This is a genomic window from Cupriavidus sp. BIC8F (genome assembly GCF_032465815.1).
Taxonomy (GTDB): Bacteria; Pseudomonadota; Gammaproteobacteria; order Burkholderiales; family Burkholderiaceae; genus Cupriavidus; species Cupriavidus necator.
This window is the reverse complement of the sequence record NZ_CP136094.1, coordinates 3,910,732-3,937,681: the sequence shown is the minus strand read 5'-3', so window position 1 is coordinate 3,937,681 and position 26,950 is coordinate 3,910,732. Positions and strand designations below refer to the sequence as shown.

The 26,950-nt window shown below is 65.2% G+C and carries 23 protein-coding genes; 22 read left to right on the top strand and 1 reads right to left on the bottom strand.

Features of this window, described 5'->3' with window-relative positions; genetic code table 11:
- The first annotated feature begins 343 nt into the window (after positions 1–343).
- From RS901_RS18350 to ntrC, 4 genes are all read left to right on the top strand, one after another.
- Positions 344–1,759, top strand: coding sequence for a 3-hydroxylaminophenol mutase (locus RS901_RS18350; RefSeq protein WP_010809454.1), 1,416 nt, complete (start codon positions 344–346; stop codon positions 1,757–1,759).
- Between the two features lie 141 nt (positions 1,760–1,900).
- The gene (locus RS901_RS18345) at positions 1,901–2,476 is read left to right on the top strand and encodes a DUF4124 domain-containing protein (RefSeq protein ID WP_316150327.1); all 576 of its coding nucleotides are present in this window, start codon (positions 1,901–1,903) and stop codon (positions 2,474–2,476) included.
- A 4-nt stretch (positions 2,477–2,480) separates the two neighbouring features.
- Complete coding sequence (glnL, locus tag RS901_RS18340) at positions 2,481–3,659, top strand: nitrogen regulation protein NR(II) (RefSeq protein WP_316150326.1); 1,179 nt, start codon at positions 2,481–2,483, stop codon at positions 3,657–3,659.
- A gap of 88 nt (positions 3,660–3,747) precedes the next feature.
- Positions 3,748–5,295, top strand: coding sequence for a nitrogen regulation protein NR(I) (ntrC, locus tag RS901_RS18335; RefSeq protein WP_316150325.1), 1,548 nt, complete (start codon positions 3,748–3,750; stop codon positions 5,293–5,295).
- A 72-nt stretch (positions 5,296–5,367) separates the two neighbouring features.
- Here ntrC and RS901_RS18330 read toward each other — a convergent pair whose 3' ends face one another.
- Positions 5,368–6,159: an HAD-IIB family hydrolase gene (locus RS901_RS18330; protein ID WP_316150323.1), complete on the bottom strand. Its 792-nt coding sequence runs from the start codon at positions 6,157–6,159 to the stop codon at positions 5,368–5,370.
- Between the two features lie 195 nt (positions 6,160–6,354).
- Here RS901_RS18330 and ugpB point away from each other — a divergent pair, with 195 nt between their 5' ends.
- The 18 genes from ugpB (at position 6,355) to RS901_RS18240 (ending at position 26,946) form a co-directional block, all read left to right on the top strand.
- The gene (gene ugpB / locus RS901_RS18325) at positions 6,355–7,671 is read left to right on the top strand and encodes a sn-glycerol-3-phosphate ABC transporter substrate-binding protein UgpB (protein WP_316150322.1); all 1,317 of its coding nucleotides are present in this window, start codon (positions 6,355–6,357) and stop codon (positions 7,669–7,671) included.
- 153 nt (positions 7,672–7,824) lie between these two features.
- Positions 7,825–8,706 carry a sn-glycerol-3-phosphate ABC transporter permease UgpA gene (gene ugpA / locus RS901_RS18320; protein WP_316150320.1) on the top strand — a complete coding sequence of 294 codons (882 nt, stop codon included), beginning with the start codon at positions 7,825–7,827 and terminating at the stop codon, positions 8,704–8,706.
- Between the two features lie 12 nt (positions 8,707–8,718).
- Positions 8,719–9,567, top strand: a complete 849-nt coding sequence (ugpE, locus tag RS901_RS18315; protein ID WP_013957190.1) for a sn-glycerol-3-phosphate ABC transporter permease UgpE — start codon at positions 8,719–8,721, stop codon at positions 9,565–9,567.
- A 39-nt stretch (positions 9,568–9,606) separates the two neighbouring features.
- Complete coding sequence (locus tag RS901_RS18310; protein ID WP_316150318.1) at positions 9,607–10,707, top strand: sn-glycerol-3-phosphate import ATP-binding protein UgpC; 1,101 nt, start codon at positions 9,607–9,609, stop codon at positions 10,705–10,707.
- Between the two features lie 2 nt (positions 10,708–10,709).
- Entirely contained in the window at positions 10,710–11,480 is a 771-nt protein-coding gene (gene ugpQ / locus RS901_RS18305) for a glycerophosphodiester phosphodiesterase (RefSeq protein WP_316150316.1), read from the top strand.
- 328 nt (positions 11,481–11,808) lie between these two features.
- Positions 11,809–14,661 carry a 2-oxoglutarate dehydrogenase E1 component gene (locus tag RS901_RS18300; protein WP_316150315.1) on the top strand — a complete coding sequence of 951 codons (2,853 nt, stop codon included), beginning with the start codon at positions 11,809–11,811 and terminating at the stop codon, positions 14,659–14,661.
- A 90-nt stretch (positions 14,662–14,751) separates the two neighbouring features.
- The gene (gene odhB / locus RS901_RS18295) at positions 14,752–15,999 is read left to right on the top strand and encodes a 2-oxoglutarate dehydrogenase complex dihydrolipoyllysine-residue succinyltransferase (RefSeq protein ID WP_316150313.1); all 1,248 of its coding nucleotides are present in this window, start codon (positions 14,752–14,754) and stop codon (positions 15,997–15,999) included.
- Between the two features lie 103 nt (positions 16,000–16,102).
- A complete protein-coding gene (gene lpdA / locus RS901_RS18290; protein WP_316150312.1) occupies positions 16,103–17,527 on the top strand; it encodes a dihydrolipoyl dehydrogenase in 1,425 nt (474 codons plus the stop codon).
- 104 nt (positions 17,528–17,631) lie between these two features.
- The gene (gene zapE / locus RS901_RS18285) at positions 17,632–18,729 is read left to right on the top strand and encodes a cell division protein ZapE (RefSeq protein WP_316150311.1); all 1,098 of its coding nucleotides are present in this window, start codon (positions 17,632–17,634) and stop codon (positions 18,727–18,729) included.
- Positions 18,730–18,834: 105 nt separating this feature from the next.
- Entirely contained in the window at positions 18,835–21,405 is a 2,571-nt protein-coding gene (locus tag RS901_RS18280) for a heavy metal translocating P-type ATPase (protein WP_316150310.1), read from the top strand.
- 3 nt (positions 21,406–21,408) lie between these two features.
- Entirely contained in the window at positions 21,409–21,555 is a 147-nt protein-coding gene (ccoS, locus tag RS901_RS18275; RefSeq protein WP_010809469.1) for a cbb3-type cytochrome oxidase assembly protein CcoS, read from the top strand.
- A 155-nt stretch (positions 21,556–21,710) separates the two neighbouring features.
- A complete protein-coding gene (ccoN, locus tag RS901_RS18270) occupies positions 21,711–23,159 on the top strand; it encodes a cytochrome-c oxidase, cbb3-type subunit I (RefSeq protein ID WP_316150302.1) in 1,449 nt (482 codons plus the stop codon).
- A gap of 18 nt (positions 23,160–23,177) precedes the next feature.
- Positions 23,178–23,840 (top strand): cytochrome-c oxidase, cbb3-type subunit II, encoded by a 663-nt coding sequence (gene ccoO, locus RS901_RS18265; protein WP_316150300.1) that lies wholly within the window; start codon positions 23,178–23,180, stop codon positions 23,838–23,840.
- A gap of 3 nt (positions 23,841–23,843) precedes the next feature.
- Positions 23,844–24,008, top strand: a complete 165-nt coding sequence (locus RS901_RS18260; RefSeq protein WP_010809472.1) for a cbb3-type cytochrome oxidase subunit 3 — start codon at positions 23,844–23,846, stop codon at positions 24,006–24,008.
- Between the two features lie 2 nt (positions 24,009–24,010).
- Positions 24,011–24,928 carry a cytochrome-c oxidase, cbb3-type subunit III gene (ccoP, locus tag RS901_RS18255; RefSeq protein WP_316150297.1) on the top strand — a complete coding sequence of 306 codons (918 nt, stop codon included), beginning with the start codon at positions 24,011–24,013 and terminating at the stop codon, positions 24,926–24,928.
- 49 nt (positions 24,929–24,977) lie between these two features.
- Positions 24,978–26,450, top strand: coding sequence for a cytochrome c oxidase accessory protein CcoG (ccoG, locus tag RS901_RS18250; RefSeq protein WP_410054128.1), 1,473 nt, complete (start codon positions 24,978–24,980; stop codon positions 26,448–26,450).
- A gap of 44 nt (positions 26,451–26,494) precedes the next feature.
- The gene (locus tag RS901_RS18245; protein WP_316150295.1) at positions 26,495–26,704 is read left to right on the top strand and encodes a hypothetical protein; all 210 of its coding nucleotides are present in this window, start codon (positions 26,495–26,497) and stop codon (positions 26,702–26,704) included.
- The gene (locus RS901_RS18240) at positions 26,701–26,946 is read left to right on the top strand and encodes a hypothetical protein (RefSeq protein WP_013957176.1); all 246 of its coding nucleotides are present in this window, start codon (positions 26,701–26,703) and stop codon (positions 26,944–26,946) included. The genes RS901_RS18245 and RS901_RS18240 overlap by 4 nt, the downstream gene beginning before the upstream one ends.
- Positions 26,947–26,950 lie beyond the last annotated feature (4 nt).

The window sequence follows — 26,950 nt, the reverse complement described above, 5'->3', positions numbered from 1 at the left end:
GGTGCGCATGCACTGTTACAGTGCTGATCCTTGCTGAATGCACCATTATGGTGTTTTATTAGGGTGCGCTAAGCGGGAATGCGTGTAACCGGCGCGCCACTCGGCAGCGGAGCCGCTGCTTGCCTAGCGGACGCTGACGCCGCCGCGGTGCGCGGTTCGCCGACGTTGCACATTTTTCGGGCTGCCGGTGGTCGTGGGGCGTTTGCATGGCACGCTTTCTGCTAACATTCCTCGTCCTTTCGTGGCTGGTCGGGACGGCGCGGCAGAGCATGCATCGGCGCCGGTGACGACAGGCCCAAGAATTGGCTTTCTCAGACTTCCGCCGAATATCCAGGAGATTGGCATGGCCCACAGCGTTGCAGACGTGATGAAGCTTGTGAAGGAAAACGACGTCAAGTTCGTCGATTTCCGTTTCACCGATACCAAAGGCAAGGAACAACACGTGTCCGTGCCCGTGTCGCACTTCGATGAAGACAAGTTCGAAAGCGGCCACGCCTTCGACGGTTCGTCGATCGCCGGCTGGAAGGGTATCGAAGCTTCGGACATGCTGCTGATGCCGGATTCGAACACGGCCCACATCGACCCGTTCTACGAAGAGCCGACGCTGGTGCTGTCCTGTGACGTGGTCGAGCCGTCGGACGGCAAGGGCTATGACCGCGACCCGCGTTCCATCGCCAAGCGCGCCGAAGCCTACCTGAAGAGCACCGGCCTGGGCGACACCGCCTTCTTCGGCCCGGAACCCGAGTTCTTCATCTTCGACGGCGTGACCTGGAACGTCGACATGCAAGGCTGCTTCGTGAAGATCCACTCCGAAGAAGCCCCGTGGTCGTCGGCCAAGGAGTTCGAGCACGGCAACAGCGGCCACCGTCCGGGCAAGAAGGGCGGCTACTTCCCGGTCGCCCCGATCGACACCTTCCAGGACATGCGTTCGGAAATGTGCCTGATCCTGGAATCGCTGGGCATCCCCGTTGAAGTCCACCACCACGAAGTGGCTGGCCAGGGCCAGAACGAAATCGGCACCCGTTTCAGCACGCTGGTGCAGCGCGCCGACTGGACCCAGATGCAGAAGTACGTGATCCAGAACGTCGCCCACACCTACGGCAAGACCGCCACCTTCATGCCGAAGCCGATCGTTGGCGACAACGGTTCGGGCATGCACGTGCACCAGTCCGTGTGGAAGGACGGCCAGAACCTGTTCGCGGGCAACGGCTACGCCGGCCTGTCGGAATTCGCGCTGTACTACATCGGCGGCATCATCAAGCACGCCCGCGCCCTGAACGCCATCACCAACCCGGGCACGAACTCGTACAAGCGCCTGGTGCCGGGCTTCGAAGCTCCGGTGAAGCTGGCCTACTCGGCCCGCAACCGCTCGGCTTCGATCCGTATCCCGTATGTGGCCAACCCGAAGGGCCGCCGCATCGAGACCCGCTTCCCGGATCCGCTGATGAACCCGTACCTGGGCTTCTCGGCGCTGCTGATGGCCGGCCTGGACGGCGTGATGAACAAGATCCACCCGGGCGAAGCTGCCGACAAGAACCTGTACGACCTGCCGCCGGAAGAGGATGCAAAGATCCCGACCGTGTGCTCGAGCCTGGACCAGGCGCTGGAGTACCTGGACAACGACCGCGAGTTCCTGACCCGCGGCGGCGTGTTCTCGAACTCGATGATCGACGCCTACATCGAACTGAAGATGGAAGAAGTCACGCGTTTCCGCATGACCACGCACCCGGTCGAGTTCGAAATGTACTACTCGCTGTAAGCGGCCCTTGCCCGGGAATGACGCAGGTTGTGACCGGGCAACAGTTGCACCAGAAAGGGGCGGCTTCGGCTGCCCCTTTCTGCTTTGCTCGCTAGAATGGGGAATCGTGTTCCACCCCCGTTCAAACCTAACGCCATGTTCATGGACGCCTCTTCACGCACGGCTCGCCGGACCCTGACCTTGCCCCGATCTCTGCACCAATTTCGTCTCGGATTCCCTGTCCTGGTGAGTGCCGTGGCGCTGACGCTGGGCACGTGGGCCGGGCAGTCTTCCGCGCAGTCCTCGGACGTCTATGTCTGCACCGGGCCCAATGGCGTGCCCGAGTATCGCAATGGCAACGCCGGCAAGGGGTGCAAGAAGCTGAACCTGCCGGAGGTGGTGACGGTCCCGGGCGGGCGCATCGCTGCGCCGGCCAAAGGCGCTGGCAGCACTGCCGGCGCGGCGGCTGGCAGCACCAGCTTCCCGCGCGTGGACAGCGCCACGCAGAAGAGCCGCGATGGCGAGCGCCGCGCGGTGCTCGCGCAGGAGCTGCAGGCCGAAGAGGCCAAGCTGCAGGGGCTGCGTGCCGAGTACAACAACGGCCAGCCGGAGCGCCAGGGCAACGAGCGCAACTATCAGAAATACCTCGATCGCACAGCGGCGCTGCGCGATGACATCGCCCGCAGCGAGGCCAATGCGGCGTCGCTGCGGCGCGAGCTTGGCAATTTGAAGGACTAGTCTTATGCGTCGCCTGATTCGCGGAGTTTCGCGCAAGGTCAGCGGTGCCGACGGCGCCCGTGGCGAATCGCCGGCGGCTGACGCGGCACCGGCCGAAGGCGGCGCCCAGGTGCTGACCATGGGCGCCGTGGCGCTCCATGCCGGCCTGGACGTGGTGGCCAACCCGGTGCTGCTGGTGCGGCAGCCGGGGCTGCGTGTGGTCTTTGCGAACCCGGCGGCTGAAGCCACCTTCGGCGTGTCGCGCAAGGGCATGGTGGAGCTGACGCTGCCTGACCTGTTCGGGCATTCCGATGAGCTGCACAGCATGATCGACACCGTGGTCACGCGGCAGTTCGACGTGCGCCGGCAGGACCTGATCCTGCACCCGCCGCTGCAGGAGCCGGCCCATGTGCACGTTGTGATCGCCGTGCTGGAAGCGGTGGGCGACACCGTGGTGGTGGAAATCCTGCCCAATGAACAGAAGGTGCGCAGCGAACGCGAAGAGCGCATCCTGGACCTGACCTCTGCCAACAAGGAACTGATCCGCAACCTGGCCCACGAGATCAAGAACCCGCTGGGTGGCATCCGTGGCGCGGCGCAGCTGCTGGAGTTCGAACTGCCGGAGCGCTCGCTGCGCGAATACACGCAGGTCATCATCAAGGAATCGGACCGGCTGCAGACGCTGGTGGACCGGCTGCTGGAGCCGCACCGGCATCCCCATATCGTATCCAGCCTGAATATCCACGAAGTGCTGGAGCGCGTGCGCTCGGTGGTGCTGGCGGAGTTTCCCAACGGGCTGGAGATCGTGCGCGACTACGACGCCAGCCTGCCCGAGTTGCAGGGCGACATGGAGCAACTGATCCAGGCCGTGCTCAACATCGTGCACAACGCCGCGCAGGCGCTGGCCGACCGCATGGCGCGCGGCGATGCGCAGATCGTGCTGCGCACGCGCGTGGCGCGCCAGGTCACGATTGCCAAGCGCTTGTTCAAGCTGGCATTGGACTTGCATGTCATCGACAACGGCCCGGGAATTCCCGAAGACATCCGCGAACGCATCTTCTATCCGCTGGTATCGGGCAGGGATGGCGGCAGCGGACTCGGTCTCACACTCGCTCAAACCTTCGTGCAGCAGCACGAGGGCTTGATCGAATGCGAGAGCAGGCCGGGCTGTACCGACTTCCGCATCTTGTTGCCGCTGCACTAGCTTTTGCTGGCGTCCGCGAGCGATGGTGCACCCGCCGTGGCCGGGCATGCGGAAGACCAAAATGACACCGAGCAGACAAGCGACGCACATGAAGCCGATCTGGATAGTCGACGACGATCAATCAATCCGCTGGGTCTTGGAAAAGGCCCTTGCCCGTGAAAGCCTGCTCTCGCGCAGCTTCACCAATGTGCGGGATGCGCTGGCCGCGCTGGAAGACGACCAGCCGCAGGTGCTGATATCGGATATCCGCATGCCCGGCGGATCGGGCCTGGACCTGCTGCAGGCCATCAAGGCGCGGCATCCGGGCCTGCCGGTCATCGTGATGACGGCCTACTCGGACCTGGACAGCGCCGTGGCTGCGTTCCAGGGCGGCGCCTTCGAATACCTGGCCAAGCCCTTCGATGTCGACAAGGCGGTCGAGCTGATCCGCCGCGCGCTGGAAGAAAGCCTGCGCGAGGAAGAACTGGACGACCGCCTGGTCGATGCGCCCGAGATCCTCGGCCAGGCGCCGGCGATGCAGGACGTGTTCCGCGCCATCGGCCGGCTCTCGCAGTCCAATGTGACGGTTATGATCACCGGCGAGTCCGGCACCGGCAAGGAACTGGTCGCACGCGCGCTGCACAAGCACAGCCCGCGCGCCAACGGGCCCTTTATCGCGCTCAATACCGCAGCCATCCCCAAGGACCTGCTCGAATCCGAACTATTCGGCCATGAGCGCGGCGCCTTCACCGGTGCGCAGACCATGCGGCGCGGCCGCTTCGAGCAGGCCGAGGGCGGCACGCTGTTCCTCGATGAAATCGGCGACATGCCGTTCGACCTGCAGACGCGCCTGCTGCGCGTGCTGTCCGATGGCAATTTCTATCGCGTCGGCGGCCACAACCCCTTGCGCGCCAATGTGCGCGTGATTGCTGCCACGCACCAGAACCTGGAGTTGCGCGTCAAGGAAGGGCTGTTCCGCGAGGACTTGTTTCACCGCCTGAACGTGATCCGGCTGCGCCTGCCGCCGCTGCGCGAACGTCCGGAGGACATCACGCTGCTGGCGCGTCATTTCCTGCAGAAGAGCGCCAAGGAACTGGGCGTCGAGCCCAAGCGCATGTCCGACGAAGCGCTGGCCTATGTCAGCACGCTGCCGTTCCCCGGCAACGTGCGCCAGCTGGAGAACCTGTGCAACTGGCTGACCGTGATGGCGCCGGCCCAGACCATCGAGGTCAAGGACCTGCCGCGCGAGATGCTGGGGGCCGGTACCAGCGAGCCGGTCAATACGCCGCGGCCTGAGCGCGTTGCCGAAGTGCGCGCGCCCGAGTATGAAAGCGCGCCTGACCTGGCCGACTACGGCGGGTACGCGACGACGGTGGCTGAGGCCGACACGGCCACCGCAGTCCGGCCCGCGTCCGCGGCGACGGTGGTCCCGGCCCCGGCCTCGGCCGGCTGGGAAAGCCTGCTCGCCGGCGAGGCACGGGCGATGCTCGAAGCCGGCCAGCCGGAGGTCATGGATGTGCTGACGCGCCGGTTCGAGAAGGCGGTGCTGGAGGCCGCGCTGGGTGTCACGCGCGGGCGCCGCGTCGAGGCGGCGACCCGGCTCGGAATCGGGCGCAATACCATCACGCGCAAGCTGCAGGAGCTGGGCTTCGACTGAGCCAGGGCAGGGCAGGCGACAAAAAAACCGGCCGGGATTTTCCCGGCCGGTTTTTTGTTTTGCGTGACGTATTCAGCCGCGCGCTTCGACCAGCCGCTGCGCCATCTCGGCAAAGCCTTCGCCACCGGCCGCTGCAGTGATATAGGCCGGCGGCACCGGCAGCTGCGGCAGGATGTCGCGCACGTTGGCCACGCCAACCGACAGCGGAAAGTGGGCGAACATGCTGGCATCGTTGGCCGAATCGCCGATAAACAGCCATTCGTCGCGGCGCTCGTCCACGTCTTCGCCCAGCAGTTCGGCCACGCACAGCTTGCTCATCGACAGCTTGTCGTGCAGGCCGAACCAGCCGTTGACATGGATCGAGCTGACGGTGGCGGTCATGCCGGCCTCGCGCATGATGGCGGCGATGCGGGCCACGGCGTCTTCAGGCAACGGCGCGACATCCTCGGCATGGTCGATAGCCAGGTCGGCGGCATGCCAGGCCTGGTCCGAGGCCAGCGCGCAGCCCGGCACTTCGCGCACGATGCGCTGGCCCAGCGCGTGGATGCGCTCCAGGTTGCGTGCGCGCGTTGGCGCATCGTCCAGGAAACGTGTTTGCAGGCGGCCGTTGTGCAGGTGCGAGTAGAACGCACCGTTCTCGCCGATGATGGCGTCGACCGGCCACAGCCGGGTCAGGATCTCGGCCCAGGCGATGCAGCGCCCGGTGACCGGGATCACGTGCAGGCCCGCGCGGCGCAGGCCGTCGAGTGCCAGGTACGTCGAGGCCGGCAGCCGCCCGTCGGTGGTCAGGGTGCCGTCGATGTCGGTCAGCACGCCGCGCACGCTGCGCAGCGCCGTATTAGAGAGTTTGTTCAGGGATTGCATGGCGGGCCATTGTAACCGTGGATCTGGCGGTAATTGCTCTTATTGCACTGCAAGACTCACCGTACTGGCCATACTGGTGAATCTGCTGATTTGCTAGCGCAGGTGCGACAGGCGTAACATGCCGCTGTCATAAAAGAATCACATGCTGTCGGATTTTCGACCGACCGGAACAGACAGACCAAAGGAGAGCCACCGATGTCCTTTTCCCGTACCGTGCTCAAACTCGCAGCGCTGGCAGCCCTGACCGGGGCCGGCAGTGCCCACGCCGCCGTTGAAATCCAGTGGTGGCACGCCATGCAGGGCGCCCTGAACGACAAGGTGAACGAGATCGCCAACAAGTTCAACGCCAGCCAGTCCGAATACAAGGTGGTGCCGGTCAACAAGGGCAACTACGACGAAACCATGGCCGCGGGCATTGCGGCCTTCCGTGCCGGCGGCTCGCCCGCCATCCTGCAGGTGTTTGAAGTGGGCACCGCCACCATGATGAGCGCCAAGGGCGCGATCAAGCCGGTGTCGGCGGTGATGAGGGACGCCGGCGAGAAGTTCGACCAGAAGGCCTATATCCCGGCGGTGGCGGGCTACTACACCTCGTCCAAGGGCGAAATGCTGTCGTTCCCGTTCAACAGCTCGACCACGGTGTTCTACTACAACAAGGACGCCTTCAAGAAGGCCGGCCTGGATCCGGAAAAGCCGCCCAAGACCTGGCCCGAGGTGATGCAGTACTCGGCCAAGCTCAAGGCCTCGGGCACCAACTGCGCCTATACCACCGACTGGCAGGGCTGGGTCCACCTGGAGAGCTTCTCGGCCTGGCACAACACCCTGTACGCGTCCAAGAACAACGGCTTCGGCGGCACCGATACGCGCCTGCTCTTCAACAGCCCGCTGCACGTCAAGCACATCACCAACCTGCAGGACATGGTGAAGAAGGGCTATTTCAGCTACGGCGGGCGCAAGGCCGAATCGCAGGCCAAGTTCTACAACGGCGAGTGCGCGATGTTCACCGGTTCGTCGGCATCGCTGGCCAATATCCGCAAGAACGCCAAGTTCGCGTTCGCGGTGGCGCAACTGCCGTATTACCCGGAGGTGCAGGGTGCCCCGCAGAACACCATCATCGGCGGCGCTTCGCTGTGGGTGATGGGCGGCAAGAAGCCCGACGAGTACAAGGGCGTGGCCAAGTTCTTCAATTTCCTGTCGCGCCCCGAGATCCAGTCTGACTGGCACCAGGCCACCGGCTACCTGCCGGTGACGATGGCCGCCTACGAGATGACGAAGAAATCGGGCTACTACGACAAGAACCCGGGTGCCGATGTGTCGGTGCAGCAGATGGTGGTCAAGACCACGGACAAGTCGCGCGGCGTGCGCCTGGGCAACATGGTGCAGATCCGCACCGTGGTGGACGAAGAGCTGGAAGCCGTCTGGGCCGGCAAGAAGGAGCCCAAGGCGGCGCTGGACTCGGCCGTGGCCCGCGGCAATGATCTGCTGGAGCGCTTCCAGAAGACTGCCCGCGAGTAAGCCGGCATTGCCAGCAAGCTGATGTGACAAGCGGGCGGTGGCGAAACCTCCGCCCGCTTGCATTGTGGACGGCCCCGTCGCACCGATCGGGACCGCCCGCAACTCCGTACCTAGTCCGATGCCGCGACCCGCGGCATTCGCCGGAATCCGTTTATGGAAAAACGCGTCGTTTTCCGTTCGCCGTGGCTGCCGTATCTGCTGGTCTTGCCGCAGATCGCAATCACGCTGATCTTCTTCTTCCTGCCCGCCGGGCAGGCGTTGTACCAGTCGATGCTGCAGCAGGATGCCTTTGGCATCAACCTGGAGTTCGTCGGCCTGGACAACTTCCGCATGCTGTTGAACGACCCGCTGTACGTGGATTCGTTCCAGACCACCGCCATCTTTGCCGTGGGCGTCACGGTGGTGGGACTGACCACCGCGCTGGCGCTGGCCTATTTTGCCGACCGCATCATCCGCGGCGCCGTCGGCTACAAGACGCTGCTGATCTGGCCGTATGCGGTGGCGCCGGCCGTGGCCGGCGTGCTGTGGATGTTCATGTTCAACCCGACGCTGGGCGTGGTCTCTTATGCGCTGCGCAAGCTCGGCGTGGAATGGAACTTCCTGCTCAACGGCGACCAGGCATTGCTGCTGGTGGTGCTGGCCGCAGCCTGGAAGCAGATCAGCTACAACTTCCTGTTCTTCCTGGCCGGGCTGCAGAGCATCCCGCGCTCGCTGATCGAGGCCGCCGCCATCGACGGCGCCGGCCCGTGGCGCCGCTTCTGGTCGATCGTGTTCCCGCTGCTGTCGCCGACCACCTTCTTCCTGATGGTGATCAACGTGGTCTACGCGTTCTTCGATACCTTCGCGATCATCGACGCGGTCACCCACGGCGGCCCGTTCAATTCGACCAACACGCTGGTCTACAAGGTCTTCCATGACGGCTTCCGCGGCATGGACATCGGGGGCTCGGCCGCGCAGTCGGTGGTGCTGATGGTGATCGTGATCGCGCTGACCGTGGTGCAGTTCCGCTACGTGGAACGCAAGGTCCAGTACTGACGGAGACAGCACATGGTAGAACGTCGCCCCTTCCTTGATTTCCTGAGCCACGCGGTGCTGATCCTGGGCATCGTGATCGTGGTGTTCCCGGTGTACCTGACCTTCGTCGCGTCCACGCTGACCGCCGAAGAGGTGCTGGACGCGCCGATGACGCTGATCCCCGGCAGCCACCTGATCGAGAACTATCGCACCGTGCTGTTCCAGGGCGTGGGCGAGGCCGCATCGCCGGTCTCGACCATGATGAAGAACAGCCTGATCATGGCGCTGGGCATTGCGCTCGGGAAGATCGCCATCTCGATCATCTCGGCCTTTGCCATCGTCTATTTCAAGTTCCCGCTGCGCAAGACCTTCTTCTGGCTGATCTTCATCACGCTGATGCTGCCGGTGGAGGTGCGTATCCTGCCGACTTACAAGGTGGTGTCGGACCTCGGCATGCTGGACAGCTACTTCGGCCTGACCATCCCGATCATAGCGTCGGCGACCGCCACCTTCCTGTTCCGCCAGTTCTTCCTGACCATTCCGGACGAGCTGGCCGAGGCGGCGCGCATCGACGGCGCGGGACCGCTGCGTTTCTTCTGGGACGTGGTGCTGCCGCTGTCGCGCACCAGCATCGCCGCGCTCTTCGTGATTCAGTTCATCTACGGCTGGAACCAGTACCTGTGGCCGCTGCTGATCACCACGCAGAAGTCGATGACGCCGGTGGTGGTGGGTGTGACGCAGATGATCTCGCGCTCTGGCGATGCCGCCACTGACTGGAACCTGGTGATGGCCACGGTGATGCTGGCGATGATCCCGCCCGCGGTGGTGGTGGTGCTGATGCAGAAGTGGTTCGTCAAGGGCCTGGTCGAAACGGAAAAATAAGGCGTGGCGCGCCACCCGCGCGCACGCAGGACAACAGCAATGGCAAATCTGTCGCTACGCAACGTTCAGAAAACCTACGCCGGCAACGTCAAGGTGGTGCACGGCATCGACATGGAGATCGCCGACGGCGAGTTCATCGTCATCGTCGGCCCCTCGGGCTGCGGCAAGTCCACGCTGCTGCGCATGGTGGCGGGGCTGGAAACCATCACCGGCGGCGAGATCCATATCGGCGACAAGGTCGTCAACAATCTGGAGCCGGCCGAGCGGGACATCGCCATGGTGTTCCAGAACTACGCGCTCTATCCGCATATGAGCGTGTACGACAACATGGCCTACGGCCTGAAGATCCGCGGCATGGCCAAGGCCGAGATCGCCCAGCGGGTGAACCATGCCGCCGGGATCCTGGAGCTGGCGCCGCTGCTGGACCGCAAGCCGCGCCAGCTGTCGGGCGGGCAGCGCCAGCGCGTGGCCATGGGCCGCGCCATCGTGCGCGAGCCGGCGGTGTTCCTGTTCGACGAGCCGCTGTCCAACCTGGACGCCAAGCTGCGCGTACAGATGCGGCTGGAACTGAAGGAGCTGCACCGGCGCCTGGGCACCACCAGCCTGTACGTCACGCACGACCAGGTCGAGGCGATGACGCTGGCCGACCGCATGATGGTGCTCAACGCCGGACGCGTCGAGCAGATCGGCACGCCGCTGGACGTCTATTCGCGGCCGGCCAGCACCTTCGTGGCCGGCTTTATCGGCTCGCCGCCGATGAACCTGATCCCGGTGGCGCGCAACGCCGGCGGCGACACCAGCGCGCAGATGCGCGTAGTGGCGAAGGAGGGCGAGGCCGCCAATGCCACGATGGGGCACCTGCCGATGGGGCTGCACCTGCCGGAGCAGGCACTGCTGGGACTGCGCCCGGAGCATATCGAGCCGTGCGCCGCGCATGAGGCCATCGCCGAAGTCGATGTGCGCGTGGTCGAGGCGCTCGGCGCGGATTCCTTCGCCTATGGTTCGCTCGGCGGACAGGCGGTGGTGGTGCGGCTGGACAGCCATGCGCACGTGCGCGCCGGCGACCGCCTGCCGGTGACGTCGTCGGCGGAGCACCTGCATTTCTTTGCGCCCGATACGGGCAAGCGCATCGAGGCCTGATCATGGCAGACGAACAGACAACCTGGCCAGGCGCGGTGACCACCGACAACTGGCCGTATCCGCGCCATATCGCGCACCGTGGCGCGGGCAAGCTGGCGCCGGAGAATACGCTTGCGGCCTTCCGCCACGGTGCGTCCTTCGGTTACCGGATGTTCGAGTTCGACGTGAAACTGACGGCTGACGGCAAGCCGGTCCTGATGCATGACGCCACGCTGGACCGCACCACCTCCGGCAGCGGACGGGTGGACAGCCTGACCCTGGGCGAAGTGGCGCAGCTCGACGCCGGCAGCTGGCACAGCGCCACCTTTGCGGGCGAACCCGTGCCGACACTCAGGGCAATCGCACGCTACACCTGCGCCAACGGGTATTGCATCAATATCGAGATCAAGCCTGTCCCGGGCCGGGAGACCCTGACCGGCGCAGCCGTGGCGCTGGACGCGCAGAGCCTCTGGCGCGGCGCGCCAGTGCCCCCGTTGCTGTCGTCCTTCTCCGAAGACGCGCTGGCGGCGGCGCGCCGGGTTGCGCCGGACCTGCCGAGGGCGCTGCTGCTCGACAAGCTGCCCGTGGACTGGCTGGACCGGCTGCGCGAGCTCGATTGCGTGGCGCTGGATGCCAACCACCGTGTGCTCAATGCCAAGGTGATTGCCGACGCGCATGCTGCCGGCTTCAGGGTCCTCAGCTACACGGTCAATGACCCGGAGCGTGCCGAGCAGTTGCTGGCCTGGGGCCTGGACGGGCTGATCACCGACGCCGTCGACCAGATATCGCCTTGATGAAATTGTTGTGCGGATGTTGCTAATTCGCTGATTGCGCATCGAATTGTCGTGGGTGGCTGTTTCGTATCGCGAAAAGTCCACATTGATCCAAGGCAATTCATGCTATTCTTAGCGCCGTGAAGACTTTAGGTCCTTCCCCGCACAACTTGCCCTTTCGGGCCTCGTGAGGAAGCCATCACATGCGACGCCCTGGCGGTGCCGTTTGCGTAGGCGTCTCAGTCGGGCTCCCAAGAGTTGTTTGCGATCCGCTAACCGGTCAAGCCGTGTCGCGGAAGGTTGAATAACCCGCTGAACTCCGGCATTCCCGGAGAATAGTGAGCGTCCCATGATGCAGCAGTATCAGAGCAACTCGTACCTCTTCGGCGGTAACGCCCCGTATGTCGAAGAACTGTACGAAGCCTACCTCCAGAACCCCGCCTCGGTTCCCGACAATTGGCGCGCGTATTTCGACGCGATGCAGAATGTTCCCGCCGTCGACGGCTCGAACGGCCGGGACATCGCCCACGCTCCCATCGTTGCCTCGTTCGCCGAGCGCGCCAAGCAGGGCCCCATCAAGACCATCGTTGCCTCGGCCGATTCCGACATGGGCCGCAAGCGCGTCGCTGCCACCCAGCTGATCGCCGCCTACCGCAACATCGGTTCGCACTGGGCCGACCTGGACCCGCTCAAGCGCCAGGAGCGTCCGCCCCTGCCGGACCTGGACCCGGCGTTCTACGGTTTCTCCGAAGCCGACCTCGACATCGTCTTCAATGCCAGCAACACCTACTTTGGCAAGGAGTCGATGAGCCTGCGCGAGCTGCTCAACAACCTGCGCGAAACCTACTGTGGCACCATCGGTTTCGAATTCATGTACGTGAGCGACCAGGCGCAGAAGCGCTGGTGGCAGGAGCGCCTGGAAACCACGCGTTCCAAGCCGGTGTTCACGCTGGAAAAGAAGAAGCACATCCTGGACCGCCTGACCGCGGCTGAAGGCCTGGAGCGCTTCCTGCACACCAAGTACGTCGGCCAGAAGCGCTTCTCGCTCGAAGGCGGCGAAAGCTTCATCGCCGCCATGGACGAGCTGATCCAGCACGCCGGCAGCAAGGGCGTGCAGGAAATCGTGATCGGCATGGCCCACCGCGGCCGCCTGAACGTGCTGGTCAACACCCTGGGCAAGATGCCCGCCGACCTGTTCGCCGAATTCGAAGGCAAGCACGTCGACGACCTGCCGGCCGGTGACGTCAAGTACCACAAGGGCTTCTCGAGCGATGTCTCGACCGAGGGCGGCCCGGTCCACCTGTCGCTGGCGTTCAACCCGTCGCACCTGGAAATCGTCAACCCGGTGGTCGAGGGCTCGGCCAAGGCCCGCCAGGAACGCCGCGGCGAAGTCGGCCACAAGGAAGTGCTGCCGGTGCAGGTGCACGGCGACGCGGCCTTTGCCGGCCAGGGCGTGGTGATGGAGACGCTGAACCTCGCGCAGACCCGCGGCTACGGCACGGGCGGCTCGATGCACATCGTCATCAACAACCAGATCGGCTTCACCACCTCCGACCCGCGCGACGCGCGTTCGACGCTGTACTGCACGGACGTGGTCAAGATGATCGAGGCCCCGGTGCTGCACGTGAACGGCGACGATCCCGAAGCCGTGGTGTACGCCATGCAGCTGGCCGTGGACTTCCGCATGGAGTTCAAGAAGGATGTCGTGGTCGACATCATCTGCTTCCGCAAGCTGGGGCACAACGAGCAGGACACCCCGGCGGTCACGCAGCCGCTGATGTACAAGAAGATCGCCCAGCACCCCGGCACGCGCAAGCTGTACGCCGACAAGCTGGCCGCGCAGAACCTGGTCCCGGCCGAGTTCGGCGACGAGAAGGTCAAGGAATACCGCGCCGCGATGGACGCCGGCAAGCACACCGCCGACCCCGTCCTGTCGAACTTCAAGAACAAGTTCGCCGTGGACTGGATGCCGTTCCTGAACCGCAAGTGGACCGACGCCGCCGACACCGCAGTGCCGGTGACCGAGCTGAAGCGCCTGGCCGAACGCATCACCACCACGCCTGAGACGCTGAAGCTGCACCCGCTGGTGGAAAAGGTCGTCAAGGACCGCGCCAACATGGGCCGCGGCGACCAGCCGCTGGACTGGGGCATGGGTGAGCACCTGGCCTTCGCCTCGCTGGTGTCCTCGGGCTACCCGGTGCGCATCACCGGCCAGGATGCCGGCCGCGGCACCTTCACCCACCGCCACTCGGTGCTGCACGACCAGAACCGCGAGCGCTGGGATGCCGGCAGCTACGTGCCGCTGCAGAACGTGTCGGAAAACCAGGCACCGTTCACGGTGATCGACTCGGTGCTGTCCGAAGAAGCCGTACTCGGTTTCGAATACGGCTACTCGGCCGCCGAACCGAACGCGCTGGTGATCTGGGAAGCCCAGTTCGGCGACTTCGTCAACGGCGCCCAGGTGGTGATCGACCAGTTCATCTCGTCGGGTGAAGTGAAGTGGGGCCGCGCCTCCGGCCTGACCCTGATGCTGCCGCACGGCTACGAAGGCCAGGGCCCGGAACACAGCTCGGCCCGTATCGAGCGCTTCCTGCAGCTTTGCGCGGACCACAACATGCAGGTCTGCCAGCCGACCACGCCGGCCCAGATCTTCCACCTGCTGCGCCGCCAGATGATCCGTCTGTTCCGCAAGCCGCTGGTGATCATGACGCCAAAGTCGCTGCTGCGTAACAAGGACGCCGTGTCGCCGCTGTCGGACCTGGCCAAGGGCCACTTCGAGACGGTCATCCCTGACCACGAAGAGCTCAACGCCAGCAAGGTCAAGCGCGTCATCATGTGCTCGGGCAAGGTTTACTACGACCTGGTCAACACGCGCAAGGAACGCGAGGCCAACGATACGGCGGTGATCCGCCTGGAACAGCTGTATCCGTTCCCGCACAAGGCCGTGGCAGCAGAACTCAAGAAGTATCCGAACGCCACCGAAATCGTGTGGTGCCAGGACGAGCCGCAGAACCAGGGTGCCTGGTTCTTCGTGCAGCACTACATCATGGAAAACATGACGGATGGCCAGAAGCTCGGTTATGCCGGTCGTCCCGCTTCGGCTTCGCCGGCAGTGGGCTACTACGCAAAGCACAACGAGCAACAGAAGGCGCTGCTGGATGCTGCCTTCGCCAAGCTCAAGGGCTTTGTTCTGACCAAGTAAATCAAGCGGCAGCCACGGCGGCGCGCGCAGACGTACGCCGTGGCATTGCCCGCATAAAGACAACACGCATAACACGAGGAATTCACAACCATGGCTATCGTTGACGTCAAGGTTCCGCAACTGTCCGAATCGGTCGCCGAAGCGACCATGCTCAACTGGAAGAAGAATCCGGGCGAGGCTGTTGCACAGGACGAAATCCTGATCGAGATCGAAACCGACAAGGTCGTGCTGGAAGTGCCGGCCCCGTCGGCTGGTGTCCTGTCGATCATCGTCAAGAACGATGGTGACACCGTCGTGGCCGATGAAATCATCGCCAAGATCGACACCGAAGCCACCGCTGGCGCCGCCGCACCGGCCGCCGCTGCTCCGGCCCCCGCCGCTGCCGCCCCCGCACCGGCTGCTGCCGCACCGGCCGCCGCCGGCGCCGTGGCGATGCCGTCGGCTGCCAAGCTGATGGCCGAAGCCGGCCTGTCGGCTGGCCAGGTTGCTGGCACCGGCAAGGACGGCCGCATCACCAAGGGCGACGTGCTGGGTGCAGCCGCTGCGCCGGCTCCTGCTGCCAAGGCTGCCCCGGCTCCGGCCGCCAAGCCGGCGCTGCAGCAGGTTTCGGCCCCGGTTGACTTCGCCGCGCTGGGCGACCGCCCGGAAGAGCGCGTGCCGATGAGCCGCCTGCGCGCCCGTATCGCCGAGCGCCTGCTGCAATCGCAATCGACCAACGCCATCCTCACCACCTTCAATGAAGTGAACATGAAGCCGGTGATGGACCTGCGCAACAAGTACAAGGACCGCTTCGAGAAGGAACACGGCGTCAAGCTGGGCTTCATGTCGTTCTTCGTCAAGGCCGCGGTGCACGCGCTGAAGAAGTTCCCGCTGATCAATGCTTCGATCGACGGCAACGACATCGTCTACCACGGCTACTTCGACATCGGCATCGCCGTGGGCTCGCCGCGCGGCCTGGTGGTGCCCATCCTGCGCAATGCCGACCAGATGAGCCTGGCCGACATCGAGAAGAAGATTGCCGAGTTCGGCGTCAAGGCCCGTGACGGCAAGCTGTCGCTGGAAGAACTGACCGGCGGTACGTTCTCGATCTCCAACGGCGGCGTGTTCGGCTCGATGCTGTCGACCCCGATCATCAACCCGCCGCAATCGGCCATCCTGGGCGTGCACGCCACCAAGGACCGCCCGGTGGTGGAAGACGGCCAGATCGTGATCCGCCCGATGAACTACCTGGCGATGTCGTATGACCACCGCATCATCGACGGCCGTGAAGCCGTGCTGGGCCTGGTCGCCATGAAGGACGCGCTGGAAGATCCGGCCCGCCTGCTGCTGGACCTGTAATAGACGGTCCCCCCCGCGCACGTCTGCCGTGCGCGGGGCGCGCTTCCCCCGTGATGAAGGCGCGCCGGCACAAGCTGTCGCCGGCGCCCACAAAGGAATTCCCATGAGCAAACAATTCGACGTGCTGGTGATCGGCGCCGGCCCCGGCGGCTACATCGCCGCCATCCGTGCCGGCCAGCTGGGCCTGAACGTGGCCTGCTGCGAAGGCAATCCGTATGACGATCCCAAGGGCGAAGCCCGCCTGGGCGGCACCTGCCTGAACGTGGGCTGCATCCCCTCCAAGGCGCTGCTGGCTTCCTCGGAAGAGTTCGAGAACGTCCAGCACCACCTGGGCGACCACGGCATCACCGTGGGCGACGTCAAGGTCGACGTGGCCAAGATGCTCAAGCGCAAGGACGACATCGTCGGCAAGATGACCAAGGGCATCGAGTTCCTGTTCCGCAAGAACAAGGTGACGCTGCTCAAGGGCTACGGCAAGTTCGTCGGCAAGACCGCCGAGGGCTTCCAGGTCGACGTTGCCGGTGAAGTCGTGACCGCCAAGCAGGTCATCATCGCCACTGGCTCGAAGGCTCGCCACCTGCCGGGCATCAAGGTCGACAACGACCTGGTCAGCGATAACGAGGGCGCGCTCAAGTTCCCCGCAGTGCCGAAGAAGCTGGGCGTGATCGGCGCCGGCGTGATTGGCCTGGAGCTGGGCTCGGTGTGGCGCCGCCTGGGTGCCGACGTGACCGTGCTGGAAGCGCTTCCCGCATTCCTGGGTGCCGCCGACGAAGGCGTGGCCAAGGAAGCGCAGAAGCAGCTGACCAAGCAGGGCCTGAAGTTCTGCCTCGGCGTGAACGTCAACGAAGTGACGACCGGCAAGAACGGCGTGACCGTCAAGTACACCGACAAGGACGGCAAGGCCCAGACCCTGGAAGTCGATCGCCTGATCGTGTCGGTCGGCCGCGTGCCCAATACCGACAACCTGGGCCTGGACGCCGTCGGCCTGGCCGCGGACCAGCGCGGCTTCATCGAGGTGGACGACCACTGCGCCACCAAGGTGCCGGGCCTGTGGGCCATCGGCGACGTGGTGCGCGGCCCGATGCTGGCGCACAAGGCCGAGGACGAAGGCGTGGCCGTGGCCGAGCGCATCGCCGGGCAGAAGCCGCACATCGACTACAACTGCGTTCCGTGGGTGATCTACACCTTCCCGGAAATCGCATGGGTAGGCCAGACCGAAGCCCAGCTCAAGGCCGAAGGCCGCGAGTACAAGGCCGGCCAGTTCCCGTTCATGGCCAACGGCCGTGCGCTGGGCATGGGCCATGCCGACGGCTTCGTCAAGATGCTGGCCGACGCCAAGACCGACGAAATCCTGGGCGTGCACATCGTTGCCGCCAACGCCTCTGACCTGATCGCCGAAGCCGTGGTGGCGATGGAGTTCAAGGCCGCCAGCGAGGATATCGGCCGCGTCTGCCATCCGCACCCGTCGATGTCGGAAGTCATGCGCGAAGCCGCGCTGGCCGTCGACAAGCGTCAGCTCAACATGTAAGGCGCATGCCTTCCGTTGCCTGAGTACCGGCGCGCCGCACCTGCGGCGCGCCGTTTTCACTTGCGGGGCGTCCCCTGGGAACCCGCCAGCATGAACCCGCCAGCATGAACGTCACTGAGTACTACGAGAAGGAACTGAAGGAGCGCGGCTACCAGTCCGACGAGGCGCAGTTGCGCGCCGTGGCCCGGCTGCAGCAGTGCTACGACGAATGGGTGACCTACAAGAGCCGCCGCAACAGTGCCCTGAAGAAGCTACTGGTCCGTCCCGACGTGCCCAAGGGTGTCTACTTGTGGGGTGGGGTGGGGCGCGGCAAGTCCTTCCTGATGGACAGCTTCTATACCTGCGTGCCGGTGGTGCGCAAGACGCGGCTGCATTTCCACGAGTTCATGCGCGAGGTCCATCGCCAGCTCGAAGAGCTGCGCGGCCGTCCTGATCCGCTGGATGAGTTGGCCAAACGCATTGCGCGCCGCTTCCGGCTGATCTGCTTCGATGAATTCCACGTCAGCGATGTCGCTGACGCGATGATCCTGCATCGCCTGCTGCAGCAGATGTTCGAGAACGGCGTGCAGTTCGTGATGACCTCCAACTACCGCCCGGACCTGCTGTATCCGGATGGCCTGCACCGCGACCGCGTGCTGCCGGCCATCGCGCTGCTGCAGCAGAAGCTCGACGTGCTCAATGTCGATGCGGGCATCGATTACCGCAAGCGCGCGCTGGAGCAGGTGCAGGCGTACCACACGCCGCTCGGCGCCAAGGCGAGTTCCGCGCTGCGCGACGCCTTCACCTCGATTGCCGGTGTGGCCGATGAGTCGCCGCTGCTGCATATCGAGCACCGCGAGCTGCGTGCGCTGCGCAAGGCCAACGGCGTGGTGTGGTTCGACTTTGCCACGCTGTGCGGCGGCCCGCGCTCGCAGAACGACTACCTGGAACTGGCGTCCCAGTTCCATACCGTGATCCTGTCCGACGTGCCGCGCATGACGCCGCGCATGTCGTCCGAGGCACGCCGCTTCACTTGGCTGATCGATGTCTTCTACGACCACAAGGTCAAACTGCTGATGTCGGCGGAAGTGCCCGCGGACGAGCTCTACACCGAAGGCCAGATGGCCAATGAGTTCCATCGGACCGTATCGCGCATCATCGAGATGCAATCGCGCGAATACCTGGAATCCGAGCGCCGCACCATGGATACCACGCTCACCTGAGCGTTGTTTTCCGGCCCGGCGCGACAATAGCCGGGCCGCATTGACCTATATCAAGGTCGATTCGGGGACCCGCATATACCCTCCATTGGGTAGAAAAAGGTCCCCATGTCGTCGCCCCCAGTCACCAGTCCTTCAGCCAGCTTGCTGGCACCGTACCCGCCGGCCGCGCTCCGTGACGCCGCGGGCCCGGGTGCGTCCGGCGCCGGTGCGCGGCTGGCCTGCTTCCATTGCGGCCTGCCCGTCATCGACACCGAACCGCTTGCCGCAGAGCTGGACGGCCGCCGCCGGGTGTTCTGCTGCGGCGGTTGCCAGGCACTGGCGCAGACCCTCCATGCGGCCGGCTTTGCCCACTTGTACGGGGATGAAGCCCGCTTCGCCCGCCCCATCGACGACGACGCCCGGCGCGAGGCCGAGCCGATCTGGGCCGCCTACGACACTCCTGAGCTGCGCTCCCAGTTTGTCCGCCCGCTTGACGGCGGCCGCGCCGAGATCACGCTGGCGCCCGAGAACATCCGCTGCGCCGCCTGCGCGTGGCTGATCGAACAGCACCTGAGCCGCCAGCCGGGCGTGGAGTCCGCGGTCGCCAATGTCGCCACTCGGCGCGTGGTGGTGCGCTGGCGCGATGGCGCCCAGACGGTGGCGGGGCTGCTGGCCGCGCTGGCCGGGATCGGCTACATGGCCTGGCCATTCGAAGTCTCGCGCACCGACCAGCAGGACCGCCGCGCGCGCCGCGGGCTGCTGATGCGCATGGCCGTGGCCATGCTCGGCATGATGCAGGTCATGATGTATGCGTGGCCGATCTACACGCACGAGGCCACCATCGACCCTGGTCAGCTCCAGCTGATGCGCTGGGCCAGCTTCGCCCTGACGCTGCCGGTGGTGTTCTATGCCGCCTCGCCGATCTTTGCCGGTGCCTGGCGCAGCCTGCGCCAGCGCCATATGGGCATGGACGTGCCGGTGGCGATCGGCATCGGCGCCGGCTTTGCCGCCAGCGTGCTGGCCACGGTGCGCGGCGTGGGCGAGGTGTATTTCGATTCGGTGACGATGTTCGTCGCCTTCCTGCTGCTGGCCCGCTACCTGGAACTGTGCGTGCGCCAGGCCTCGCGCAGTGGCGCCGAGATGCTGGCGCGCCAGCTGCCGGCCACCTGCGAGCGGCTGGCTGGCACCGGTGCCGCCGGCGAGCGTGTGCCGGTCGCGCGCCTGCGCGCGGGCGATCTCATCCGCGTCAAGGCCGGCGAGATCGTTCCCGCCGATGGCGCGGTGGTGGCTGGCGCGAGCGAACTCGATGAATCCATGCTGACCGGCGAGAGCCGCCCGGTGCGCCGCGCCGCCGGCGAGACCGTGCTAGCCGGCAGCTTCAATACGGCAAGCCCGCTCGAACTGCGGATCACGCGCGTCGGCGCCGGCACCCGCCTGGCCGAGATCGTCGCCGTGCTGGACCGCGCGTTGGCTGAAAAGCCGCGCCTGGCCACGCTGGCCGACCGCGTCGCAGGCTGGTTCGTGGCGACGCTGCTGGTGCTGGCGGCGCTGACCGGGCTGGTGTGGGGCGTCTGGATCGATCCGTCGCGCGCCTTGCTGGTGACGATTGCGGTGCTGGTGGTCAGTTGCCCGTGCGCCTTGTCGCTGGCCACGCCAGCTGCACTGGCCGCAGCCGGTGCAGCCCTGTCGCGCCGTGGCGTGCTGCTGACACGCGGCCACGCGCTGGAGACGCTGGCGCGCGTCACCGACGTGGTGCTCGACAAGACCGGCACGCTGACCGAAGGCCGCTTTGCGGTGGCGGCGGTCGAGCCGCTGGCTGACGCCGACCGGGCGCAATGCCTGGCACTGGCCGCCGCGATGGAGCGCGGTGGCGAACATCCGATCGCGCGCGCACTGGTGACCGCGGCACAGGGCAACGTCGGCATGCCGCTCGAGGTGTCCGACATGCGCAACATCCCGGGCCAGGGCCTGGAGGCGATCGTCGATGGCCGACGCCTGCGGCTTGGCCGCGCCGACTTTGTCGCGGCGCTGAGACCCGACAGCGGCCATGCACCGGACACCGGGCGCAGCGATGCAGATCATCCTGGCGCCACCGTGGTGTGGCTGGGCGCGCCAGCGGGCCCGCTGGCGCGCTTCGTCCTGGCCGATGTCGAGCGGGCGCAGACGCCGCAGCTGCTCGCACGGCTGCGCGAACTGGGCGTGCGCTGCCACCTGGTATCGGGCGATCACGCCGATGCGGTCCACTGGTGGGCATCGCACTTCGGCATCGGCTGCGTGGCCGGCGCGGTCACCCCGGAAGGCAAGCGCGACTATGTGGCGCGGCTGCAGCAGGGCGGGGCGGTGGTGCTGGCCGTGGGCGATGGCATCAACGATGCGCCGGTGCTGGCGCAGGCCCAGGTGTCGATTGCCATCGGCAGCGGCGCGCCGCTGGCCCAGGCCGGCGCGGACGCGGTGCTGACGCACGGCGGCGTGGGCGAGATCGCCACCGCGTTGGCGGTGTCGCGCCAGACGCGCCGGGTGGTGCGCCAGAACCTGGGCTGGGCCTTCTTCTACAACGTGGTGGCCATCCCGCTCGCAGCGACTGGGCTGGTCACGGCCTGGATGGCCGGCGTCGGCATGTCGTTGTCGTCGTTGCTGGTGGTGGCCAATGCCTGGCGCCTGCTGCGCGCCGGCAAGCCGCGGCACAAGGGAGTCTGACTGATGGAAACGCTTTACCTGCTGGTGCCGATGAGCCTGGTGCTTGTCGTGGTCATCGCGGGCGCGCTGTGGTGGGCCCTACATGCCGGGCAGTACGACGACCTGGACCGGCCCGCCGAATCGATCCTGCTGGACAACGACAAGCCCTGAACCCGCCGTGCGACGCGCCCTCCGACCGGGGCCCCGCACGCAGGTTCCATGCATGCCCTGAGCGACTTGATAAAGATCAACGCACACGCAGCATGGTTTTTCTAAAGTCACACTGTCAGTAGGTTTTTTCTCTTCTCTAAGCTTTGGGGGTCTGAATGGATGTCACTGCCGCGTCTTCACGCGTCGACACCTTCAATTACGGCGTCGTAAGACAGTTCGCTGTCATGACGGTAGTCTGGGGGATCGTCGGCATGGCCGTCGGCGTGCTGCTGGCAGCACAGCTGATCTGGCCCGAACTCAACTTCAACACACCCTGGCTGTCGTTTGGCCGGCTGCGGCCGCTGCATACCAATGCAGTGATTTTCGCCTTCGGCGGCAGCGCGCTGTTCGCGACCTCGTACTACGTGGTCCAGCGCACCTGCCAGGCGCGCCTGTTCTGCGGCCCGCTGGCCGCGTTCACGTTCTGGGGCTGGCAACTGGTCATCGTCGCCGCCGCCATCACGCTGCCGCTGGGGATCACCAGCTCCAAGGAATACGCCGAACTGGAATGGCCGATCGACCTGCTGATCACCGCCGTCTGGGTGGCCTACGCGATCGTGTTCTTCGGCACCATCGTCAAGCGCAAGACCCGGCATATCTACGTCGCCAACTGGTTCTTCGGCGCCTACATCCTGACCATCGCGCTGCTGCATATCGTCAACAACATCGAGATGCCGGTGTCTCTGTGGAAGTCCTACTCGGCCTATGCCGGCGTGCAGGACGCGATGATCCAGTGGTGGTACGGCCATAATGCCGTGGGCTTCTTCCTGACCACCAGCTTCCTGGGGATGATGTACTACTTCATTCCCAAGCAGGCCGAGCGCCCGATCTTCTCCTACCGCCTGTCCATCGTCCACTTCTGGGCGCTGAACTTCACCTACATGTGGGCCGGCCCGCACCACCTGCAGTACACCGCGCTGCCGGACTGGGCGCAGTCGCTGGGCATGGTGTTCTCGCTGATCCTGCTGGCGCCGTCGTGGGGCGGCATGATCAACGGCATCATGACCCTGTCGGGGGCCTGGCACAAGCTGCGCACCGACCCGATCCTGAAGTTCCTGGTGGTGGCGCTGTCGTTCTACGGCATGGCCACGTTCGAAGGCTCGATGATGTCGATCAAGACCGTCAACGCGCTCTCGCACTACACGGACTGGACCATCGGGCACGTGCACTCGGGCGCGCTGGGCTGGGTCGCAATGATCTCGATCGGCTCGCTCTACTACCTGATCCCGCGTCTGTTCGGCGAGAAGCAGATGTACAGCGTCCGGCTGATCGAGTGGCACTTCTGGATCGCGACCATCGGCGTGGTGCTGTATATCGCCTCGATGTGGATCGCCGGGGTGATGGAAGGCCTGATGTGGCGCGCCACGCAGCCTGACGGCACGCTGACCTATGCCTTCGTCGAAGCGGTCAAGGCCAAGTACCCGTTCTACCTGATTCGCTTGCTGGGTGGCCTGTGCTTCCTGTCCGGCATGCTGCTGATGGCCTACAACGTGCTCAAGACCATCGTCGGCAAGCCCGCCGTGGATGCGCCGATCCCGGCCAGCATCCCTGCCTCTGCCCACTGATCAATCCAGGATAGAAAGATGTCCGACAAACAACGCTTCTTTTCCCACGAAACGCTGGAGAAGAACATCGGCTGGCTGATCATCTGCACGATCCTCGTGGTCAGCATTGCGGGTCTGGTCCAGATCGTGCCGCTGTTCTTCCAGCACTCCACCACCGAGCCGGATCCGGGCATTACCCCGTATTCGCCGCTGCGGCTGATGGGCCGCGATATCTATATCCGTGAAGGCTGCGTCGGCTGCCACTCGCAGCAAGTGCGCACGCTGCAGGCCGAGACCGAGCGCTACGGCCACTTCTCCACGGCGGGCGAGTCGGTCTACGACCACCCGTTCCTGTGGGGCTCCAAACGCACCGGTCCCGACCTGGCGCGCGTGGGCGGGCGCTACTCGGATGACTGGCAGCGCATCCACTTGCGCAATCCGCGCGATGTGGTGCCGGAATCGGTGATGCCATCGTACCCGTGGCTGGAAAAGGCCGAGCTGCCCACCAACGATATCCAGGCCCGCATGCGCGCGCTGGTGCGCCTGGGCGTGCCGTACACGGATGCCGAGATCGCCAAGGCACCGGACGAGCTCAAGGGCAGGACCGAAGAGGATGCGCTGGTTGCCTACCTGCAAGGCCTGGGCACCAACCGCCGCAACGTCCGCGTGGATTCCGCCGCGGCCGCGGCACCCAAGGAGTAAGCCATGGCCATGATCACTGCCATTGCGACCGTCGTGTCGATGGTCGTCTTCCTGGGGATCTGCTGGTGGGCCTGGTCCGCCGGCCGGCAGGCCGCCAACCGGGAATCCGCCATGCTGCCGTTCGCGCTGCCTGACGAAACTACGACAACATCGAGCCGGAACACCTAGCCATGAGCGATTTCATTTCCGAATTCTGGAGTTATTACATCGCCGCCATCGCGCTCGTCGGCATCGTCTGGTGCGTGTGGCTGCTGTTCTCGCAACGCAAGGTCACCAAGACCGCCGGCGGCACTGAAGACACCGGCCATGTCTGGGACGGTGACCTGCGCGAGCTGAACAACCCGCTGCCGCGCTGGTGGATGTGGATGTTCCTGCTGGCCTGCATCTTCAGCCTGGCCTACCTGGTGCTGTACCCGGGGCTGGGTTCGTATGCCGGCGTGCTGAAGTTCTCCACGCAGGGCGAACTTGCCGCACACCGCGCGGCGCAGGAGAAGATGCAGAACGAGATCTACGCCAAGTACCTGAAGATGGACGTCAGGCAGGTGGCGGCGGATCCGCAGGCGCGCGAGATCGGCCAGCGCCTGTTCCTGAACTACTGCGCACAGTGCCATGGCTCGGACGCGCGCGGCAGCCGCGGCTTCCCGAACCTGACGGACAACGACTGGCTCTATGGCGGCGAACCCGACATCATCCAGCAGACCATCACCAAGGGCCGGAATGGCGTGATGCCGCCGTTTGCCGCGACCATCGACGCCAAGCAGGCGGGCGACGTGGCGCAATACGTGCGCTCGCTGTCGGGGCTGTCGTCGGACCCGATCCGTGCGTCTCGTGGCGAGGGCACCTTCAAGACGACCTGCGTGGCATGCCACGGCGCCGGCGGCAAGGGCAACCAGGCGCTCGGTGCGCCCAATCTGTCGGACAACGTCTGGCTGTATGGCAGCTCGGAAGGCAGCATCGTCGACGCCATCCTGAAGGGCCACAACAACCACATGCCCGCGCATGAGGAGATCCTGACGCCTGAACGCATCCGGATGCTGACGGCCTATATCTGGGGTTTGTCCAACACGGGAAGCGGAGCCGGGCAATGACCGACGACTCATGTGAGCGGGCGCTGTTGGCTCGCGGGAGAGCATGCCCATGAACGCACCCGGGACAGAAGAAATGGCCCGGGCGGCCGACCTGCAACGGTCGGCCGCTGCGCCGGGCGAGACCTCTGACGAAACGCTCTACGAGGTCCGCCGCAAGATCTACCCGCGCTCGGTGACGGGCGCCTTCTCCAGCTGGCGGGTCTGGCTGGTGATCCTGACCCAGTTGGTCTACTACGGCACGCCCTGGCTCCAATGGAATGGCCGCCAGGCCGTGCTGTTCGACCTTGGCGCGCGCAAGTTCTACATCTTCGGGCTGGTGCTGTGGCCGCAGGATGTGATCTACCTGGCGGTGCTGCTGGTGATCTCGGCGCTGGCGCTGTTCCTGTTCACGGCGATCGCGGGGCGGCTGTTCTGCGGCTATGCCTGTCCGCAGACGGTCTATACCGAGATCTTCATGTGGATCGAGCGGCGGGTCGAAGGCGACCGCATCGCCCGCATCCGGCTCGATGGCGATCCGTGGAGCCTGCGCAAGTTCCGTCTGAAGGCGACCAAGCACTTCCTGTGGGTGCTGATTGCGCTCTGGACCGGCTTTACCTTCATCGGCTATTTCGCGCCGATCCGCGGGCTGGGCGGCGAGGTGCTCAGCCTGTCGCTGGGGCCGTGGCAGTCGTTCTGGATGCTGTTTTACGCGTTCGCCACCTGGGGCAATGCGGGCTTCATGCGCGAGCAGGTGTGCAAGTACATGTGCCCGTATGCGCGTTTCCAGAGCGTGATGGTGGATCGCGATACCTATGTCGTGACCTACGACGTCGGCCGCGGCGAGCCGCGCGGCAGCCGGTCGCGCAAGACCGACCACTACAAGGCGGGGCTTGGCGACTGCGTCAACTGCAGCATCTGCGTGCAGGTGTGCCCGACGGGCATCGATATCCGTGACGGCCTGCAGTACGACTGCATCGGCTGCGGCGCCTGCATCGACGCCTGCAACCAGGTCATGGACAAGATGGACTATCCGCGCGGCCTGATCCGGTACACCTCGGAAAACGCGATGCGCAAGGCCTTGTCCGCAGTGGCATCGCGCAAGCGCCTGCTGCGTCCGCGCGTCATCATCTATTCCGTGATCTGGGTAGCGCTGCTGGCCGGCTTCATGGCGTCGATCGCGCTGCGCACGCCGCTGAAGGTCGACATCATCCGCGACCGTGGTGCGCTCGGCCGTGAAGTGGAAGGCCGCTGGATCGAGAACGTCTATCGCCTGCAGTTGATCAACACCACCGAAGCGCCGATGAAGATCAGCGTGCGCGCCGACAGCGAAGAGCTGAAGAACCTGAAGGTGGAATACGACAAGCAGGCCGAATCGCTGGCGCCGACATCCAACCGGTTGCTGCCGATCCGGATCCGCGTGCCGATCGAGGCCGCGGCGCAGGGCACGCACAAGATCAACGTGACAGTGACGAGCGAAGGCACGGAGCGGGGGCAGGCCGAAATCCGGCAATCCACCAGTTTCATCGTGCCGCGCGATTTGTAAAGCTAGGCAGACGCGGACGTAGTCGTCAAGATGAAGGGGGCAATATGAGTCAGCAAGGCAATCCGTGGTGGAAGGAGCCGTGGCCGTGGCTGTTGATGAGCGGCCCGCTGGTGGCGATGGTGGCGTGCGGCGTGACGATCTGGCTGGCGTCCACGCATCCGGACATGCCGGTGCAGGGTGCAACGCGTCATGGCCTGGTGGTGGAGAAAGCCGATGCCGCGCAGCCCAAGGCTGCCGCAGTGAGGCAGCCATGAGGTTGCGCTGGCTGATGTGGGTACTCTGGCCGGCGTTCCTGATGGCTGGCTTTGCGACCGCGACGGTGTTTTCGGTGGTGGATCCCGGTGACCTGAACTTCTTCGGTCAGCCGATCGAAGCGTCCCGCGAATCGGTCTACACCATCGGCTTCCTGATGGCCTGGGTGTTCTGCGCGTTGTCCAGCGGACTGACGCTCTACACCATGCCGACGCGGCTCAGCGATACCGACGAACTGGAATGAGCGG